We start from the raw sequence: 17,102 nt of genomic DNA on the forward strand, positions 1-17,102 counted from the left end.
ACATCGCCACACAAAGAAGAGCCCCTCAGCGAGGGGCTCTTTGCACGGCGTTCCTGCTGCCATTATCAGCGCCTGCGCAACGGCAGCCAGCACGCGCGCCACCGAAGCGCGGCGTGGAAGTGCGGTTCCGCTTACTTGTTGGCCGCGAGGGTAAGACCACTCGCATCAACGCGTTTCACGCCCTGGACGCCGCCCGCAGTGGCGACCGCCCGCTCCTTCTCTGCGGCACTGCCGACCATGCCACTCAACGCAACCACACCGTTGACGGTCTCAACCTTGATTTCCATGCCCGGTACATTGCTGGTGGTCAGCAGGTCCGCTTTCACCTTGGTGGTGATCCACGTATCGCTGCCCGGCTGCTGGGAATCGGTCTGCGTTGTGTGCCCGGCCTTGGCCTTGTCGTGTGCCGATGGCGGGTTGCCCGCGCTTGCCGCCGCAGCGGCCATGCCCAGTGGAATCACCAGCATCATCGCGAATCGGCTCATGTTTGCTCGGTTCATTGACGTGTCCTTGAACGGAGCAGGAGAGCTCCATCGCCAGCGTCTGCCTGTTGCGGTTAACGAGGCGCATCCCTGCACCCAGGCGTGCTCATCTACCGATGACATTGATGTATGCAGTTCTCACTGCAGCATCGTGGATGATGATCAGCGCGGTTCAGTGTGCTGAAGGGGGGCCATGTTTGACAGCGGGACGACGAGCGTTGGGGATACTGCTGGAATGCAACCGATCGGGAAGCGCATGAACAGCACACACCAGGACCAGACCGCGTTGCTCATCATCGACATGATGAATCTCTTCGACTTCGAGGGCGGGCGTGGCCTGGCCACCTCCGCCCTGCGCTGCCTGCCGGCAATCAAGCGATTGCGGCAACGTTTCGATGCCGAGTACGCGCCCGTCATCTACGTCAATGACAACTTCGCGCATTGGCAGGGTGGCTTTCATGATCTGCTTGCACAATGCACGTTGAGCGGTGGCCCATCGGCGCGGATCGCGATGGCGCTGGCGCCGGGCGCTGGCCACTACTACGTGCTCAAGCCAAAGCATTCAGCCTTTCTATGTACGCCGTTGAGCGTGCTGCTGGCCCAGCTCCACGTGCGCCGTCTTGTACTGACCGGCATTGCATTGGATTCCTGCGTCATTGCCACCGCACTGGACGCCAACATGCGCGAGTTCGACCTATGGGTACCGAACGACGCCGTCGGTGCGATCAGCCAGACCCGCAAGGCGAAAGCACTGGCCCTGATCCGCGCGTCGCTTGATGTGGATACGCGCGGCACCCGTGCGGTGGCAACGCTGTTCCCTGCCACCAACTGAAGCTTGCGGCGGAGCGGTCAGTTCACCTTGTTCGGCCTGAAGGTCGTCATCCGCCGTCCTGCAGGCGTTGAGCGCCTATGAGGAACCGGGTATCGGCGTGTTCGCACGTTCATCCATGATCACCTCGCCATCTTCCTTGACGAACGCAGCAGCCAGCGGCGGCAGGATGGCCAGGACCGCTTCTCCGACGGGCGCGCGAGCCGCACGCCCAGGTCGGTTTCCACAAACGGTCTGTTGATCAGGATGGGATGCGCCAGCATGGTATCGATCAGTGCATCGTCGGTAAGGCCCGGATCGTCCAGGCCGAGCTCGGTGTAGGGCGTTCCTTTCTGGCGGATTGCCTCCCTCACGGTCAACCCAGCCTTGTCGATCAGCTCATGCAGTCGCGCCTTGGTTGGCGTGTCGGTCACGTAGTCGATGATGACCGGTTCGATGCCGGCATGCCTGAGCAGAGCAAGCACGTTTCTGGAGGTTCCACAGTTGGGGTTGTGATAGATCGTCGCCTTCATGCTGCGGCTCCTGCGGCCGCGGGCGACGTGGCGCCGGACGCCGCAGCAAGCGCTGCCACCGCCGCCTCACCCTTGCGCTCGCTGTAGCGGTCAACCAGGTAGTCACTGCGATCCCTGACCAGCAGCGTGAACTTCACCAGCTCTTCCATCACGTCGACGACACGGTCGTAATACGCCGATGGCTTCATCCGTCCCTGCTCATCAAACTCCTGCCAGGCTTTTGGTACCGACGACTGGTTGGGGATGGTGACCATGCGCATCCAGCGGCCGAGCACACGCAAGGCGTTCACCACGTTGAAGGACTGCGAGCCGCCGCTGACCTGCATCACCGCGAGCGTGCGGCCTTGGGTGGGGCGAATGCCGGCGTCCTCCAGCGGCAGCCAGTCGATCTGGTTTTTCAGCACGGCAGTCAATGTTCCGTGTCGTTCCGGACTGACCCAGACCTGACCTTCAGACCACAGCGAGGCGTCGCGCAGTTCGCGCACCTTCGGGTGATCGGCCGGCACTGCATCGAGCATTGGCAGCTCATGGGGATCGAATAGCCGGGTCTCGGCACCGAAGTGCTCCAGCAGGCGCTGTGCCTCCAGGGCGAGCTTCCGGCTGAAGGACTGTGGCCGGAGCGAACCGTAGAGGATCAGGACGCGCGGCCTGTGTGTACTCGGGCGCAGCACGTCCAGATCGGAATGGGCAGGCTGTTGCACGGCGCCGGCGTGGATATTGGGTAGGTCGAGCACGGCTTGTCCCTCTTTATAATTTCCACTGTTCTAGAATTATGGAACATATAACTGCAACGCGGGCGCTGGCCGCACTCAGTCACGGAACCCGCTTATCGATCTACCGGCTGCTTGTCGAAGCAGGCCGCGGCGGCAAGCTGGCCGGCGAAATCGCCGAGGCATTAACGCTTCCCGGCGCCACCCTGTCCTTCCACCTGAAGGAGTTGTCCGCCGCCGGCCTGGTCAGCTCAGAACAGCGCGGCCGCACGGTCTGCTATCGCGCCAATTTCGACGCCATGACCAGCCTGGTCGATTACCTGACCGAGAACTGCTGCGCGGGCGATCAATCCTGCGGCACGCCAGGGCGCTGCTGATGAATGACACGGCTGCGGCGCCTGCCGCGCGCCTGTCATTCCTGGACCGCTTCCTGACCGTCTGGATCTTCTTGGCAATGGCGGTCGGCGTGGGCCTGGGCGCGGCCTTCCCCGGGCTGCAGTACCAAATAGACGCGCTGAGCGTTGGCACCACCAACCTACCCATCGCCATCGGCCTGGTCCTGATGATGTTCCCGCCACTGGCCAAGGTGGACTACGCGCAACTGGGCGTGGTGTTCAAGGACAAGCGCGTACTGGCGCTGTCACTGATCCAGAACTGGCTGATAGGCCCGGCTCTGATGTTCGCCCTGGCGGTGATCTTTCTGCGCGATCAGCCGGGGTATATGACCGGGCTCATTCTGATCGGCTTGGCGCGTTGCATCGCGATGGTTCTGGTCTGGAACCAGCTGGCAAAAGGTGACAACCAATACGTCGCCGGGTTGGTCGCATTCAATTCCCTGTTCCAGATTGCACTGTTCAGCGTCTACGCCTGGCTCTTTTTTCCTGGTTGCCAACTGCGCTGGGGCTGCACGGCGTGGTACTAGATGTTGGCTTCTGGCCGGTTGCCGAGGCTGTGCTGATCTATCTGGGCATCCCCTTCGCTGCCGGGTATCTGGTGCGCCGGGCTTTGACCCGGTCGAAGGGGCTTGATTGGTATGAGCACAGGTTCCTGCCCGCCATCGGCCCGATAACCCTGGTCGCGCTGTTGTTCACGATCACGGTGATGTTCGCCATGAAAGGCGGCGATGTGCTCAAACTGCCGTGGGATGTGCTGCGTATTGCCGTCCCGTTGACGATCTATTTTATGGTCCAGTTCACCGTCAGCTTCTTCATGGGCAAGCTGATCGCCAAAGACTATCCGCGCACTACCGCAATCGCTTTCACAGCTGCCGGCAACAACTTCGAGCTTGCCATCGCTGTGGCGGTAGCTGCGTTCGGCATCAGCTCGCCGGTCGCATTCGCCGCTGTCATTGGCCCACTGATCGAGGTGCCGGTTCTGATCCTGCTGGTACACGTCGCGCTCCGGCTGAAGCGAGGTTTCGCGTAGCGCCCCCTCACGGAGGCAGGTGCGGGCAAGCGTTCGCTGTCGGCTGGAGTGCCCAGCGGCGGCAATAGTGGACTGCTCCACTATTGCGCCGAGCGGGCTACATGAGCGCGGTTCGCCCGTTTCAGCGAAGGCGGTCACCCTTCCTGCCCACCGCCGCCATCAACATGGTCACGGTTGCCCAGGCTGTAGTCCACCTGGCAGTTCTCGCAGAAAAACGTACGACGGTTGGTGGTCCCCATATACCGTTTGCTTACCGGCCCGCCGCATTGCGGGCAGGTTCGTCGGGTATGCACCTGCCAGTGCTGCTTCAGTACGAAGGCACGCTTCCATTCAAGGAACTGGAAACTGTAGAGGCGCGCCTGATTGATCAGTTGCGTGAGTTTGCGCGGCGGCAAATCACCGACTCGGGTGGCTGGATGCACGCCGGTCAGGAACAGAACTTCATTCTTTATGATGTTGCCCACGCCGGAGAAAACGGACTGATCCAACAGAGCATCGCAGACCATCAGTGCCGGTGCGGCCTTGAGCTTGCGCCGCGCCAGTTTCGGGTCCCAGGCATCATTCATGACGTCGGCGCGCCAATCGTATACATCGTCCAGTGGATGTTCGATCAGCTTCACCGAGCACGCATAGAAATTCATTTCACCGCTGTCAAAGTGCAGCGAGACCCTCGGCGGTGACTCCTTGCGCTCATCGATACGCCAACTGCCAAACATCAGCAGATGGATACGCAGACTGACGTTGCTGAACTCAAGCAGGAAGTGTTTTCCCCAGGCGCGTACCGCCTTGACGCGCCTGCCTTCCAGCCGCGCAAGGTCCAAACGGCTGTTGCCGGAAACTTTCGGTACCGTATGGCCCTTGAACCGGGCAGCGGCCTCGCACAGCAGAACGATGGAAGGGCCCTCAGGCATCGGGCTTCTCCCGCAGCAGCGCCTGCAGACACAGGGCATCGGGGACGGCGGAGCCATCGGCGGTATTGTCAAAGATCATCCATGCTTCGCCACTGGCATCGCGCTCGGCCAGATCGCCGGCCAGCTTCCGCAATGCCGGCTCGCCGTAACGGCCGTAGTACATCCGCGGTTGCCCATGCCAACGCCAATAGCTCCAGCTGCGGGTCCCGCCAGGCCATGCTGCCAGCGGGAAACGGGCAGGATTGGCGGCTACACGGGCGACGTCATGTGTCCGCAACATCGCATCCGCAGCCTCGCTGAACCAGCTTGCATGACGCGGCTCGCAGGCCATGCGTGCTGTCGTACGCCTGCGCAAAGCGCGCAGAAAGGACGAGGCAACACGGCCGTCGTAAGCCAGGCTGGGTGACAACTGCAGCAGCAGCGCGCCCAGTTTCCCGCCGAGCTGCTGCGCCGCTTCCAGAAACGGATCAAGCAGCGGTGCTGCACCGCTCAGCCGCAGCTGGTGCGAAATAGTCTGTGGGAACTTCACCGAAAAGCGAAAGCCTGCAGGCACCACCGAAGCCCAACGCGCATAGGTCGCCGCGCGGTGTGGCCGGTAAAAGGATGAGTTGATTTCCACGACCGACAACCGCGTCGCATAGCGCTGCAGTGCGCTGGCGCCGTTGCCGAAAGCCGCAGCGTGCGCCGAAGACAGCGACCATCCTGCGCAGCCCACCAAGGTGTCATGCATTGCGGTGTTGCGAGCTGATCGGTTCATCGCACAGAACATCAGCCCGCATGCGTAGTGCGGCGGTGAAAACGGTTCATGGGCGATGTGAAACCACCTCCCGCGTATCTTCCGCATTGTGGCCTGTCTGCCCGAAGCCGCTCCTCTCGCATATCGAGAGTGGACCGGTGCAGGAAGGGTTCGCCCCAACGCCCATCGGTACATGCGCATCCACATGCTCCCTGCACGCACAAACGCAGCCATGACCAACAAAAAAGCCCGCATTTCTGCAGGCTTGCTGTGGACTCTGGGCTTGCTTGGACGCCATGAAACCAGGCGCTGGTGCTTATCTGACCCAAATAGTCGATGCAAACACATGTTTTAAATGCAGAAAATATAAATATCACATTTAAAAACCCCCGCTTGTACCCCCTTATTTCGTTGGCTTGAACAAGCCCAAGGCTGCGGAATCGCCGCCCTGGCCCTGTTCGCACAGCGCCTCAGGCCTTATCTACACGGGATCCTGTCTCGCTGCCGACACCCGCACAACACTCCAGCATCGTCGAAAACATCAACAACACAATCAAGGTCATCAAGCGCCGAGCCTACGGATACAGGGATCAGGAAGACTTCTTCCTGAAGATCCGCGGAGCCTTCCCCGGTATACCGCGATGAACCAAAAAAAAACCCACCAGCGGCCGGGAAACGACTGGTGGGCAGTGGTGAGCGTCGCTCACGCGTCATGCGCAGCTACTTCTGAGGAGGGCGGCAACCCGCAGCTGCTGAGGACGTAGGTACTTTTCCATTCCACCACTTAAAAGCGCATCAGGGAGCGTGAAGTCATTGTGACCGGGCAAGAGACGCAAATCCCAGAACAAAAGTACGGGTCTATGTCTTCGCATACCGTTAACCAATCGTGTGCCCAGAGTGCGACTACAGGGGCATCCATCGGAGATGCGTTCGTGAACGATTTGCAGATGTTCCTTGAAGGGCCGGGCATGGAGCGAAGGCCTGTAACACTGTTTGCCACCAGTAAGGTTTCAATCGTCACCCGCTTCCGGGGGGCCTCAACGGTAGTGGATGGCCAGATCCTCGTAGACGCGGATGGGCAGATGGCAACGCAGGTGGACGTAGACGGTCTACGCTACCAATTCCAGCGTTCTCCCGTCATTTGGTCACTGCTGTACGGATAAAAAAGCCCGGCGTACCGGGCCCGGTTCTACTCCCCAGTAGAGGGGGCTGATCATGACCACCGCCCTCAATTCAGTCAAGCATTTCTGCGAAGTCCGAGCGGAGATAGGCGGGCTTGCTCTGACGACCTAAAGCAAACCGAGCTGCAAAGGGGGATATATAAGGTCCTCGCCTACCGCTTGGGCCATCGGATTGAGGTGGTGCGGTTCAGCCGCTCGTTCGGTCTGGATATGCAGGACTTGGTGCCCCCGGTGTACCAAGAGGTCCGAAATCAAGCGCCGATGGCAGCGCCACCACAACAGCTCTGCACACATCAGCGCCGTGCGCCCTTGCGCAGTTGCGGCCGAGGCTTGCTCAAGCCCGTCCGCAAACTCCGCGCTGGCCATGTGATCCGCGTACCCCTGAAATGACGAGTTTCTCCACCCGCCATTCGGCGACCCCGGCAGCACTGATCGCCGCCCTCCCAATTTAGGAATCCACTCGTAGCCAACGCCGTCCCGAGGCAACTGCTCGCTCATCGCGTCGCTACCGAACCAAGGAAACTTTCGAGAGCCAGGGAACCGCCTGACGTCAACCACCGTGGTGATCTCGTGGACTCGTAGGACTTCCCGAAAAGCCTCCCAAGTGCGGGTGGAATGACCTATCGTCCACAGCCGCGGGGACTCATCGCGAGGAGCCAGCTTAGCGCTGCCGCCGACTGGATCAGTAGCATTCATAGCGGCCCTTCACACCCCGAATGAATCGGCCACACGAGGTTTTCTGTGTCAAAGCCCTGGCACTCAGCAATCCGCAGCCACTTGCGTGCTTCCGATGGCTCCATCACCGGACTTCGATGCAGAAGCACTAGGCCTTGGCGTCGCGGCTCGCCAATCAAAGCCGTTCGGTAATCGACGTCAACCTTGACCACGAACACCCTGCCGGAGAGAAAAGGCAACCAATGCAATGTCTCCGGATAAGAAATGTCCAAAAGCGAACCTGAGGAATCTTGCGGCGTGGCCACCCCGTGGAAGGTACGATTCCCCAACACTGGATGATCAAATGAACTCAGCACATCAATCGAGCCATCCGCACCGCGTGAATGGTCTACAAGCACATCTCGGAGGCCTTTATCGTCAGCGCTCTGCGGTTTACGGCAGATTTCGTACCAGCGCCCCATATATAGATCCAAATCTACGTATGGCGCTCGCCACAGTTCCGCTTGCACAGGTGTTCTCTCCGGAGGGCCGCTCCGCCATTAGCTTTCACCTGTCCGAAATACGCTGTGACGGCTACAGAGCATTCTTTCACCTCGAGTACGCGGGCGCCTATCCCCCCAATCGGCGGTGGGGCTCCGGCCGACTGTGCAACTTATTGCTCCTTGCCGCAACTCATCCCTCTACCCACATCTTGCCTGGCGGTAGCGACTGGTCTGACACGAAGGACCAGCCTTCCCAATTCAGGGTCAGCTATCCTGCTCGCCTCATGTTCGAAGACCGCAACGGTCCCGTAGTTGAAGCACTGATAGCAGGCGCCGGAGTTATCGAGCCGGTGGTAGCGGTTAGAAAGCATGCCTTGATGCTGGGCCAAGTTTCCTCAGCTGCGCTCGCCCGTGGGGAGATAGCCATCACACTCCCGTTAGCTCTTCACGGCATTTAACAATCCAGCAAGGTTGCCGGGCCTAAGATTGGCGAACAGGGGCCAGGACGCAAGGGAGAAAGGGAATGGGATACAGCGCTCAGTACCTGTCAAATGATGAGTGGATGAAGCTGCACACCGCCTACAAAGCCTATGGAAATGGGCCTGGCTTCTGGCAGGTGTATCAGGAGCTGCAGATTGCAGCGCAGAAGCGCACTGGTGATTCGTGCATCAAGGTTGCCAACGAAATGGCTCGGATTGGCGAGCGCTTGGGCGTCACAGCGCAGGCGATCTTCGTGTAAGTGCGCGACGCGCTCCGGCCTTTACGCGGATTTCATGTTGGTCGGAAAAGAATCCCGGTCCCGCGCCCCAACGCGGGAGCCCACCAACCTAACCAATATGGAGGCAGCCATGGGATCGGTAGCGATGTATTTGGAAGGCCCCGGCCAAGAACGTCGCCCTGTAAAGCTGTTGTCTACTCGAACGATGCCAGTCAAGCCCGGCCTGAGCGACGGCAGACGAATCGCGCATCGGAGTAGTGGAGAAATCGAAGTTCGCACCCTGATTGATGACGAAGGGAAGATCGCCAATCAAATCGATTTCGACGGTTTCAAATTCAAGTATCGGGAGTCCGAGATCCAGTGGAGTCTCCTGTTCGGCTAAAACACAAAGAGCCCGGCCAACGGCCGGGCTCTTTGCTTGAGTGAATACTCACTCTTCCTCGTCGTTGTCTTGACCTGGCGCCTTTCTCTGCTGCTGCCCCTGATCCTGCTGGCCGGGTTGCTTCTGATTCTGCCCAGGGTTGTTCTTATCGCCGAAGTTACGTTGATCGTTCTGACTTTGATCGCGCTGATTGTTCATGACCGTTTCCTGTCGATTACGGCCAGTTGCCGTAGGCGCAGACTGACGGGAGCTGCGTTGCCTGCGCGTGCCGACACGTCAAGCTTCCAGAGACATCACTGACTGTGCACCTGTGCATACCAAAGTGACGTTGCCAATCTTCACGTGGCGACTCGCCTACTTGGATCATCTTTGCCTTTGACCCGCTATCTATGAGACAGGCAATGCACGTAAAAGACCTCTTCAACTCCGTTGCGAGCAAAGCCGCTCGCGGGGCCGGCTCCCTCGGCGCATTCGTTGCAGCGTTAGCCGTGATTCTCATATGGGTGGTAGCCGGCCCCATCTTCGGCTTCAACGATACATGGCAGCTGGTCATCAACACCGGCATCACAATCATCACGTACTTGATGGTGTTCCTCATTCAGCACACCCAGAACGTCGATTCGGCAGCGTTACAGATAAAACTCGACGAGCTGATCAGGGCTACAACCGACGCAAACAACGAGCTGCTCAATCTGGAAGAAATGGACGACGACAAGCTTGAAGAAATCAGGCAGCCATATGAAGCATTGGCGAAGACAGCTGCAATGGCTCAGCAAAAGAAAGGTAAATGCGCCCCAAGCCAGCCTGCTTTTGAGGACTGACAGGACGGCAGTGATCCAAGCCTAAGCCGCAATCTTGTGCTCGTAGAACGGATGCCGCTTGTCGTCGAAGATCGCGTACAGCGCCTGCAGGTTCGCCGGGTCTGGCTTGAGCCAGGCCTCGATGTGCTCGGGCTTGATGTTGCTGATCGCCCGGTCGTGGCCAGCAGCGGCTACTTCCGGCTCCGGGTCATCGGTCACCGCAGCAAAGCAGAGCATGTCCGGCTCTATGCCATCAGGGTCAACCCATTTGGCCCACAAGCACACCACGAACATGGCTTCTCCGGTCCTCGGGGTGAACCGGAGCCTGTGGTTTACCCCCTGCTGGTCCCCCACGTGCTCCTTGAACGTGTCCACGACCATCAGCCCGTCCGTGTATCCGAACTGCTTGCGCCAGTAGCGCTCCAGGTTGTCGCAGCGAGCGTTGTAGGTCCCAGAGAACTGGCGCGCCTTGCCCTCGCCCACATAGTCGGAGGACGCCAGCAGACCCGGCTTCCCCAGCTGGTAGCGCATCGGCTTGATCACGTAGGCGTCGCCCTCCCGAATCATGAACGGGGCATACCACTGGGGGAAGAAGTCCCAATCGCGAGCCCCACAGCGCGCTCGAGAGATACTTCCCTTTGGGATCTTCACCAGTTCCAAGATTGAGTACTTGACCAAGAGATGGCCTCCTGTTGTTCAGGTCGCTGGGCCTGGCGGACGCTCAGCGTCAGTCAGACGTCAAGTTTCAGGCCGCTTGCGGCAGGGCGCGAGCTTCGCGGCGATCTAGATAGCCAGTGGCAAGCGCAAAACCCAGTGCAATGAGCGAGAGCAGTCCGCCAGCCCAGTTCGGCGCGACGTAACCAAGCCCTGCGCTGATGACCCAGCCACCCAACACGGCGCCTATCGCATTGCCGAGATTGAACAGGCCAATGCACTACGGCTACCAGCGCACCCACATCCTGCTGAGTCGTGAAGGCTGGCCGATCAACCTCAAAACGTAGGTCTTACGCGCACGCGTCGTCACTTCGCGTGCTTATCTCACCGGACATCCTTTTCCCGAACAATGCTGCGACGCCGGCAACTTCGGATACCAGCAACGACACTTTTATAGATTATTTATTCATGGGTTAAGCGAGCCAGCTATCATTGGTTGTTCAACCATGAAACGGAAGCCCAGGCAAACGCATGCTTCACAGCGACAATAATGCTCTCATCCTCGAGAAGCCCACTAGCTGGAAAATGGACTCATCGGTCCAGCCTTTGGTCCCCACTAAATTGCGCCCGTCCAACCGACGGCCAACTGGAACATACAACAGCAGTGAAGTTCTCCCAACTATGGGACTGCTGTTTGATTACTTGCTGAGCATGATCAGAAGCGCTCATGAAAACAGACAGTATCAACCAGGCCCATTTGTGGCGCTATGGGCGAAGACATGCAAGCGTCTTGAAAAGGAAGGTAGCGCTACCGCATACGAAAGTTGGAAGCTTGCAAGCATACTAAAGAATCTTGACGCCTTTCAGAAGCTGGATGTCGAGATTGCTGAAGCGTGGAGGGGCGTGGAGCAGACTCAAAACGATGACGGACATACTCAGTACGGGCAAGTTGATCATGAGAAGTTGAAACATCTTCAGCTTCAGCGTAACACCCTTAAGCCCAAAGCAACTATCACCATTGACGGTGCGCTTGAGATTGCAATAGCGTTCTGGATCGAAGCTAGGAATGCATACAACGCTTCCGACGAGCAGCGGGCGATGCACGCCCTTCTTCAATGTAGCTTTTATTTGGGTACAACCCACTCTCCAGTAACCGAAGCAGAATCCAAGCGTGCGACACGTGCAATCGGTGTGGACAATGGACCACGAGATGCCATAGCTGAGGCTGCACTGGAAGTAATGGAGCATTACCAAGTCGCGGAGAGAATTAAATTTCCGGACGCATTAAGCGGAAAAATCGCGCAGCTGATCCAGAACGATCCAAAGTACGACGCGGCCGTTGCAGCTTTCGCCAGTTGGAATGTCACCGGCCAACTGTCGCCAGAAGACGTGGGCGACCGAATGCACCAGATGATTACATCATGGGGTGAGAAGAAGGCCCCCTACGCAAAAGTCCACTCGAGCTTCAACAGGTTACTTAAGAAGACCAGCGACTACGCGCCTAACAAAAACAAATAAAAAAGTAAAGCCAGCCACTAGTTCGCGGCTTCGCAACATTGGCATGACTACCGACAATCCTCGGCAAATCGCGACGCACCGCGATCAACCAAGGAGAAGTTCATGTCGTTCGACGTTTCAACCGCTAACCGTGCCCCTGCCAAAGCTCCTCTGTCGAAGGAAGCCCTCAGCAGCGCGTCCAACTGTGACGCGCTGCTTGTAGACCAGACCGCACTGCGCCACCTGGAGGCGATCCTTCAGTCGCTCCAGGGCGCACCTGCCCTGGATCAGGCAATCCGCCTGCCCGAGGTCCTGTCGATCGTCGGCTTGTCCAAGAGTACTTGGTACGCCCGCCTCAATTCGCGCTTGCCCGCCTACGACGCCCGAGCCCCGAAGCCCTTCAAGCTCGGTACCTCCGACCGCTCGCCTACCGCGTGGTGGCGCTCGGAAGTGATGGCCTACGTCCTGGCATGCGCTGCTGCGCAGCCGGCACGGTAAGGGGAAGGCAGATGAATACCGACAACAATACCGTCATGCATGCCGACGACCACCTGCTGGACCAGGCCAGCCGCTGCACGGATGCACTCAAGGCACTGCAGCCCAAGCAGCAGCATCAGAAAGCCCAGCTGTTTGCATTGCTGTACCCGACCATCGTGGAACTGCTGAACAAGCAGGTGAGCCAGAAGGCAATCTTGGAGGTGCTGGAGACCCAGGGCCTGAAGTTGCACCCCGCCCGTTTCAAGGAACTCATGGCAGCGCAGGCCGCCTTCACCTCCACCTCCAGCACCGACAAGGCACTCTAATGACCAAGCACATCCCCCCCTTCGCGTTCCCGGTGAACGAGTTTTACAAGCCGGTTGCACTGGCAATTGAGGAAACCATGGAGACCATCCAGGCACCGGATGCCCTGGTTGCCACGTCGTTTCTGACCGGCATGTCGATCGCATGCCAGTCCGACGTCGATGTCATGCTGCCTTATGGCGCAACAACGCCCTGTGCGCTGTATCTTGCCACCGTCGCGGAATCCGGCGAGCGCAAGACGGCTACGGACAAGCTGGTTATGAAGCCGATCTACGACTATGAATTGTCGTACGTCAATGTGTACAAAGCTGCAGCGGAGCAGTACGAAGTCGACCACGGCTTTTGGGAGATCGAGAGCAAAGCGATCAATCGCTTGATTACGAGCACGATCGCCAAGGGTGATGACACCGCCGAGTTGCGTGAGCGCTTTGCCGTACACAAGGCAGCCGAACCTGTGAAGCCTGAATGCACTCGCATCATTGTGCAGGACGCCACCGAGCGCGGCTTGATCAATGCGGTACAGGGTGATGGCAAGTCTATCGCCATGCTTAGCGATGAGGGTGCGACCCTCCTGAAGAGCGGCGCGTTCCGCAACTCTGCAACCCTGAACAAGTTGTGGGATGCCCCTTCGCTGCTCATGCTGGACCGCGCTGACGAGGTAGTCCAGGTTACGGATCCGCGCTTGACGCTCAGCTTCATGATCCAGGAGCAGCTGCTCCAGGACTTTCTGAGGACGAAGAACAGCGCGGCACGCGCATCTGGCTTCCTTGCTCGTTTCTTGTTCTGCCATCCCGAGTCGACCCAGGGCTACCGTGCTGCCAAGGAGCTGACCGACGAGAACACGGTACATGGCACCAACGTCCTGGCCTTCCACACGCGCATGACCCAGCTCTTGGAAGCTCGCGACCAGCGCCATGCCGATGGCAACTGTAGCAAGAAGGTGCTTCGCTTCTCCACCGATGCCAAGGCACTGTGGAAGGACACCTACGACATCATCGAGCCGGAACTCGCCAAAGGCGGCGCTTACCACAGCATCCGTGACGCTGCCTCGAAGACCATGGAAATCGCCAGCCGAATCGCCGGGATTTTCCATCACTTTGAGGGAATCGAAGGTGACGTGATCGAGCGCGCGACGCTGCAGCGTGCGATCAACATCGCGCTCTTCTACCAGGAAGAGTTCGTTGAGAAGTTTGGCGACCACAATGATCTTCCGGAGGACGAGAAGGACGCCCGGTCTTTGATGGAGTACATGCGCACGAAGTACTGGATTCGTTGTCGTGACTGGGCATACCGCAATGACGTTCGTAAGTGCGGGCCGGTTCGCCATCAGGGGCGCTTTGCAGCCGCTCTGGAGCTGCTGGTGGAGGACAACGCTATTCGCGTGGTTCCTGAACGCCGCAGCGGCCGCACTAGCAAGCTGATTATCGAGTTCAACCCGTCCGTCTTTGGTCGCACTGGCGCGCTCTGACCCCAACCGTTCCCACAAGAAAGGCCGCTCCGAGAGGAGCGGCCTTTCTCTGTTCCGGTGACTATCAGAAGGGAGCGGCCCCGGCCTTTTCAGACCGGAAGCACATGCACACGATGCGACAACGCCCCAGTTGGGGCGAAATCGCTCGGTTTTCAGGTTAATAGTCCGGCCTAGGTCAAAGCACACTTTGCCCCCGCATGGCTTGCCGGGCATCTACGTAGGCCGACCGCTCGTTCTCCGACATGCCCCGGATACGGAACGCCCCCAGATGACGCTCCGCCCTGCGTCCAACACCCTGTTCCTTCAATGTCCGGTGATCAACACGCTCCGTGATGCCATTGCGCTGCAAGTGTTCGTTAATGATGCTCGCAACCATTTGGCGAGTTTCAATCAAGCTTTCACTTACCTGCACGCTCGTTCTGCCGCACGCATCCTTCCTGCATCCGCCTGTTTCAGGCTTATAGGAGTTGTACCTCCGGAACATCTGCGGGGCGGATCGTTGGAACCCATCCGGCATGCGATCTGACACCATCAGATGCAGGTGCATATTCATTCCTCCTTCGAGGGACGCCTCGGGTGCATGCACTGCGTACTCGTAGGTCTTCGTTTCCGCCAGGAAGTGAATGAGATCCTGCACCAGCTCTCTCGACCGGCTGCCGACGAGCTCGTTTGGAAGCGCAACGATGAACTCCCTGTACGCGGCACCATTCATGCGCTCGTGTGCATCCGCTGCGGCCCAGAACGCTCGAGCACTTCCCTCTGCCCAAGAAGGTAGGTTCCCGCACCCTACGTCGACCAAGTCCTCCCGTGACCGATACCGTCCTTCGCGACAGATATAGGCGCTATGCCCTACGGCTCTTCCCTTGGCGCCAGTCTTTACCTCTAGATGAAATGTTGACACGGTGACCCTCATTGTCTGGAACGAAGAAAGGCCAGTGACGTTGGTCACTGGCCTCTATGGGGTGGCTTGAAAACTGCTCAGCCTGATGGATTTTGAGAAACGGTAAGTGCGCGCTCTGCATTCCCCCCCCTCCCTTCTATTGCATGTAGTGCACGTCATTGGGGGGAGTCATGTAAGTACTAGTAGCCGGCTTCTCTCATACCTTATGCACCTAGGAGTAAGAAACTACTCACCCTGCTCCGAGCAGTAGTTCAATCAGTACGCTGCAGTGACAGGCTTAGCCTCAATCAACTTCCCGTTATGAAGAACGTAGCTGACATTCTTCTCCACCGAGGGACAGCAGGTTGCATCACCCGGTCCTTGGACCAGTATCTTCATGACAACCATCCCTCCCTGCACTGCGAACTCCTGAACTCCCTCCCCATAACCCGACACAGGCAGTGAGTCTGCATACGTCAAACCATTACCTTCTTTGAGGAAGACCGCCAGGTGCGTGGCGTAGCCGTTACCGCCATCAGTGGCCTGCAGTACGAACAGCACGGCCTTGTCACTGACACCGTCGCCATTGAGGTCACCCTCGGCAAAGCGCCTAGCTTCGACGTCTTCCTCTGACTGATTGAAGACGAAAGCATCTCGAGCCAGTGCTTCATTGATGACACTCTCCACCGGAGCAGCTGCAGAGGGCTCCGCTGTGATCTGCGGCTCAGCTTGCGCAGGTGCGCAGCTAACCGCTTCTGCCTGCACGGGCGTCAAACCCGCCGGTACTTCGCATCCAGCAAGATTGATGTCCCCTGCTTGGGTCAGCGCCGGTTCCTTCTTGCAACCTGCAAACGCCAGTACGGCCCACATGGCGCCTACCAGCATACCTACCTTCTTCATCGTCTCTCCTGAGATCCTTTGGCAAAAATCAAAACACGCGCACGCAGCGGGCGTGCCGATGCACGCCCGCTATGTACCCTCTTTACCCCGTCAGTTCCTTTTGTCCGATCCGTCACAGACCCAGCAGTCCGGATCGAGTCCGCGAGCGATCTTGTCGGCCCGGATACTCTCCTGCTCCGCCTGGTACTTCGCTTCGCGCTGGGCCGGCGTCAGCAGGCGTACTGCGTTGTATCGTTTCTCCGCCTCTGTAAGCAGAACTTCCTGCTTGGGCGTCAGAGCGAAATCATCGCTTTGCGAAATTGAACGATGGAGCGCCCACATCTCCGGTTCGGTCAGGTATTCCGTACCGTCTTGCAGATAGTGGGTCTGTGAGACCAGCTTTCCACCCTCGTACAGGCCCCGCTCCGAGATGGCTCCGTTCTCCTCCCAGTAGGCTTCCCACAGCCCTACAGGCACGCTGCCTTTGAAGTTGGCCTTTACCTTGACCTGACCATTCAGGTAGTAGCTGATCGCCTCCCCCTCCAGCCCGTTGTTCACAGCCATGGCTTGATAGGAAAGCTGCCCGGGCTTTTCGGCGAAGTAGATCTTGATCGGCCCTTCCACGCGCCCGTTCTGCATCGTCAGGATGACGCCAGGACTCCCTGTCTTCGTATGGAACACGGTCTCGCCATCCAGACCGCCGTCAGTCCGCTTGCCTTCGTAGGCGACGACCTGTGACTGCGGATAGCGGCAGGTGTACTGGCCGCCTACCAATCCTTCTTCCACCTCCACATCGCAGACATAGTTCAAGTTACCCAGCAGTGCGGTCATGCTGGTGGCCTGATTGGTATTGAGGTTCTGAAGGATGGTTCTCAGAGAGCCCAGGAGCGGTTCGAGCTGCTTGTGCGGTACACCGGTCACCCGTCCGTCGAAGGGTTCATTGGAGCCGGATTCATAGATCTTGCCGTTACTCAGTTCTGCATTGCGCCAGTCCAGGACTGGTTTGCTGCAACCACCAAGAAGAAGTGCAGCCAGCACGGCTGCAATGTAGTTGATACTTTTCATGGAATTCCTTGTCTA

The 17,102-nt window shown here is 58.7% G+C and carries 21 protein-coding genes and 3 pseudogenes; 12 read left to right on the forward strand and 12 right to left on the reverse strand.

Annotation, left to right across the window (positions count from 1 at the left end; genetic code table 11):
- Nucleotides 1-131: 131 nt before the first annotated feature.
- Complete coding sequence (locus B2527_RS17900; RefSeq protein WP_293716784.1) at nt 132-485, reverse strand: BON domain-containing protein; 354 nt, start codon at nt 483-485, stop codon at nt 132-134.
- 253 nt (nt 486-738) lie between these two features.
- Here B2527_RS17900 and B2527_RS17905 point away from each other — a divergent pair, with 253 nt between their 5' ends.
- Entirely contained in the window at nt 739-1,314 is a 576-nt protein-coding gene (locus B2527_RS17905) for a cysteine hydrolase family protein (RefSeq protein WP_293716786.1), read from the forward strand.
- Nucleotides 1,315-1,389: 75 nt separating this feature from the next.
- Here B2527_RS17905 and arsC read toward each other — a convergent pair.
- A pseudogene (gene arsC / locus B2527_RS17910) lies at nt 1,390-1,823 on the reverse strand (arsenate reductase (glutaredoxin)).
- Entirely contained in the window at nt 1,820-2,539 is a 720-nt protein-coding gene (gene arsH, locus B2527_RS17915) for an arsenical resistance protein ArsH (RefSeq protein ID WP_293716920.1), read from the reverse strand. Before arsH ends, arsC begins: the two are co-directional and overlap by 4 nt.
- Before the next feature lie 56 nt (nt 2,540-2,595).
- Between arsH and B2527_RS17920 the strand changes: the two genes are divergently transcribed.
- Complete coding sequence (locus B2527_RS17920; protein ID WP_293716788.1) at nt 2,596-2,910, forward strand: ArsR/SmtB family transcription factor; 315 nt, start codon at nt 2,596-2,598, stop codon at nt 2,908-2,910.
- Nucleotides 2,910-3,958: pseudogene (arsB, locus tag B2527_RS19535) on the forward strand (ACR3 family arsenite efflux transporter). The gene B2527_RS17920 and the pseudogene arsB overlap by 1 nt, the downstream one beginning before the upstream one ends.
- A 134-nt stretch (nt 3,959-4,092) precedes the next feature.
- Here arsB and B2527_RS17935 read toward each other — a convergent pair.
- Together B2527_RS17935 and B2527_RS17940 are read right to left on the reverse strand one after the other, a co-directional pair.
- The gene (locus tag B2527_RS17935) at nt 4,093-4,869 is read right to left on the reverse strand and encodes a DNA-formamidopyrimidine glycosylase family protein (RefSeq protein WP_293716922.1); all 777 of its coding nucleotides are present in this window, start codon (nt 4,867-4,869) and stop codon (nt 4,093-4,095) included.
- Entirely contained in the window at nt 4,862-5,626 is a 765-nt protein-coding gene (locus B2527_RS17940) for a DUF72 domain-containing protein (protein WP_293716924.1), read from the reverse strand. The genes B2527_RS17935 and B2527_RS17940 overlap by 8 nt, the downstream gene beginning before the upstream one ends.
- Nucleotides 5,627-6,014: 388 nt before the next feature.
- On the opposite strand from B2527_RS17940, the pseudogene B2527_RS17945 reads away from it, so the two are divergent.
- Nucleotides 6,015-6,250: pseudogene (locus B2527_RS17945) on the forward strand (transposase); the annotation flags it as partial.
- A gap of 287 nt (nt 6,251-6,537) precedes the next feature.
- Complete coding sequence (locus B2527_RS17950) at nt 6,538-6,768, forward strand: hypothetical protein (protein WP_293716794.1); 231 nt, start codon at nt 6,538-6,540, stop codon at nt 6,766-6,768.
- Nucleotides 6,769-6,894: 126 nt separating this feature from the next.
- Here the strand turns inward: B2527_RS17950 and B2527_RS17955 are convergent, their stop codons facing one another.
- Nucleotides 6,895-7,482, reverse strand: coding sequence for a DUF488 family protein (locus B2527_RS17955; protein ID WP_293716796.1), 588 nt, complete (start codon nt 7,480-7,482; stop codon nt 6,895-6,897).
- On the reverse strand, nt 7,479-7,970 hold the full coding sequence (locus B2527_RS17960; RefSeq protein WP_293716798.1) for a lipocalin family protein: 492 nt from the start codon (nt 7,968-7,970) through the stop codon (nt 7,479-7,481). Before B2527_RS17960 ends, B2527_RS17955 begins: the two co-directional genes overlap by 4 nt.
- Nucleotides 7,971-8,466: 496 nt before the next feature.
- On the opposite strand from B2527_RS17960, the gene B2527_RS17965 reads away from it, so the two are divergent.
- Entirely contained in the window at nt 8,467-8,682 is a 216-nt protein-coding gene (locus tag B2527_RS17965) for a hypothetical protein (protein WP_293716799.1), read from the forward strand.
- A 109-nt stretch (nt 8,683-8,791) separates the two neighbouring features.
- Nucleotides 8,792-9,043: a hypothetical protein gene (locus B2527_RS17970; protein ID WP_293716801.1), complete on the forward strand. Its 252-nt coding sequence runs from the start codon at nt 8,792-8,794 to the stop codon at nt 9,041-9,043.
- Between the two features lie 48 nt (nt 9,044-9,091).
- Here the strand turns inward: B2527_RS17970 and B2527_RS17975 are convergent, their stop codons facing one another.
- Nucleotides 9,092-9,241: a hypothetical protein gene (locus tag B2527_RS17975; protein WP_293716803.1), complete on the reverse strand. Its 150-nt coding sequence runs from the start codon at nt 9,239-9,241 to the stop codon at nt 9,092-9,094.
- A 203-nt stretch (nt 9,242-9,444) separates the two neighbouring features.
- Between B2527_RS17975 and B2527_RS17980 the strand changes: the two genes are divergently transcribed.
- Nucleotides 9,445-9,864, forward strand: a complete 420-nt coding sequence (locus tag B2527_RS17980) for a low affinity iron permease family protein (RefSeq protein WP_293716805.1) — start codon at nt 9,445-9,447, stop codon at nt 9,862-9,864.
- A 21-nt stretch (nt 9,865-9,885) separates the two neighbouring features.
- Here the strand turns inward: B2527_RS17980 and B2527_RS17985 are convergent, their stop codons facing one another.
- Nucleotides 9,886-10,494 (reverse strand): SOS response-associated peptidase family protein, encoded by a 609-nt coding sequence (locus tag B2527_RS17985; protein ID WP_414717129.1) that lies wholly within the window; start codon nt 10,492-10,494, stop codon nt 9,886-9,888.
- A gap of 684 nt (nt 10,495-11,178) precedes the next feature.
- Here B2527_RS17985 and B2527_RS17990 point away from each other — a divergent pair.
- From B2527_RS17990 to B2527_RS18005, 4 genes are all read left to right on the forward strand, one after another.
- Complete coding sequence (locus tag B2527_RS17990) at nt 11,179-12,015, forward strand: hypothetical protein (RefSeq protein ID WP_293716807.1); 837 nt, start codon at nt 11,179-11,181, stop codon at nt 12,013-12,015.
- Between the two features lie 102 nt (nt 12,016-12,117).
- Nucleotides 12,118-12,492 (forward strand): helix-turn-helix transcriptional regulator, encoded by a 375-nt coding sequence (locus B2527_RS17995; protein WP_293716809.1) that lies wholly within the window; start codon nt 12,118-12,120, stop codon nt 12,490-12,492.
- A gap of 11 nt (nt 12,493-12,503) precedes the next feature.
- On the forward strand, nt 12,504-12,797 hold the full coding sequence (locus tag B2527_RS18000; protein ID WP_293716811.1) for a hypothetical protein: 294 nt from the start codon (nt 12,504-12,506) through the stop codon (nt 12,795-12,797).
- Nucleotides 12,797-14,263, forward strand: a complete 1,467-nt coding sequence (locus tag B2527_RS18005; protein ID WP_293716813.1) for a YfjI family protein — start codon at nt 12,797-12,799, stop codon at nt 14,261-14,263. Before B2527_RS18000 ends, B2527_RS18005 begins: the two co-directional genes overlap by 1 nt.
- Before the next feature lie 175 nt (nt 14,264-14,438).
- Here the strand turns inward: B2527_RS18005 and B2527_RS18010 are convergent, their stop codons facing one another.
- From B2527_RS18010 to B2527_RS18020, 3 genes are all read right to left on the reverse strand, one after another.
- Nucleotides 14,439-15,176, reverse strand: a complete 738-nt coding sequence (locus tag B2527_RS18010) for a MobA/MobL family protein (RefSeq protein WP_293716926.1) — start codon at nt 15,174-15,176, stop codon at nt 14,439-14,441.
- Nucleotides 15,177-15,419: 243 nt separating this feature from the next.
- Nucleotides 15,420-16,043 carry a hypothetical protein gene (locus B2527_RS18015; RefSeq protein ID WP_293716815.1) on the reverse strand — a complete coding sequence of 208 codons (624 nt, stop codon included), beginning with the start codon at nt 16,041-16,043 and terminating at the stop codon, nt 15,420-15,422.
- Between the two features lie 90 nt (nt 16,044-16,133).
- On the reverse strand, nt 16,134-17,087 hold the full coding sequence (locus B2527_RS18020; RefSeq protein ID WP_293716817.1) for a toxin-antitoxin system YwqK family antitoxin: 954 nt from the start codon (nt 17,085-17,087) through the stop codon (nt 16,134-16,136).
- Nucleotides 17,088-17,102: the final 15 nt, after the last annotated feature.

The organism is Stenotrophomonas sp. UBA7606, assembly GCF_002477705.1.
In the GTDB taxonomy this organism is placed as follows: domain Bacteria; phylum Pseudomonadota; class Gammaproteobacteria; order Xanthomonadales; family Xanthomonadaceae; genus Stenotrophomonas.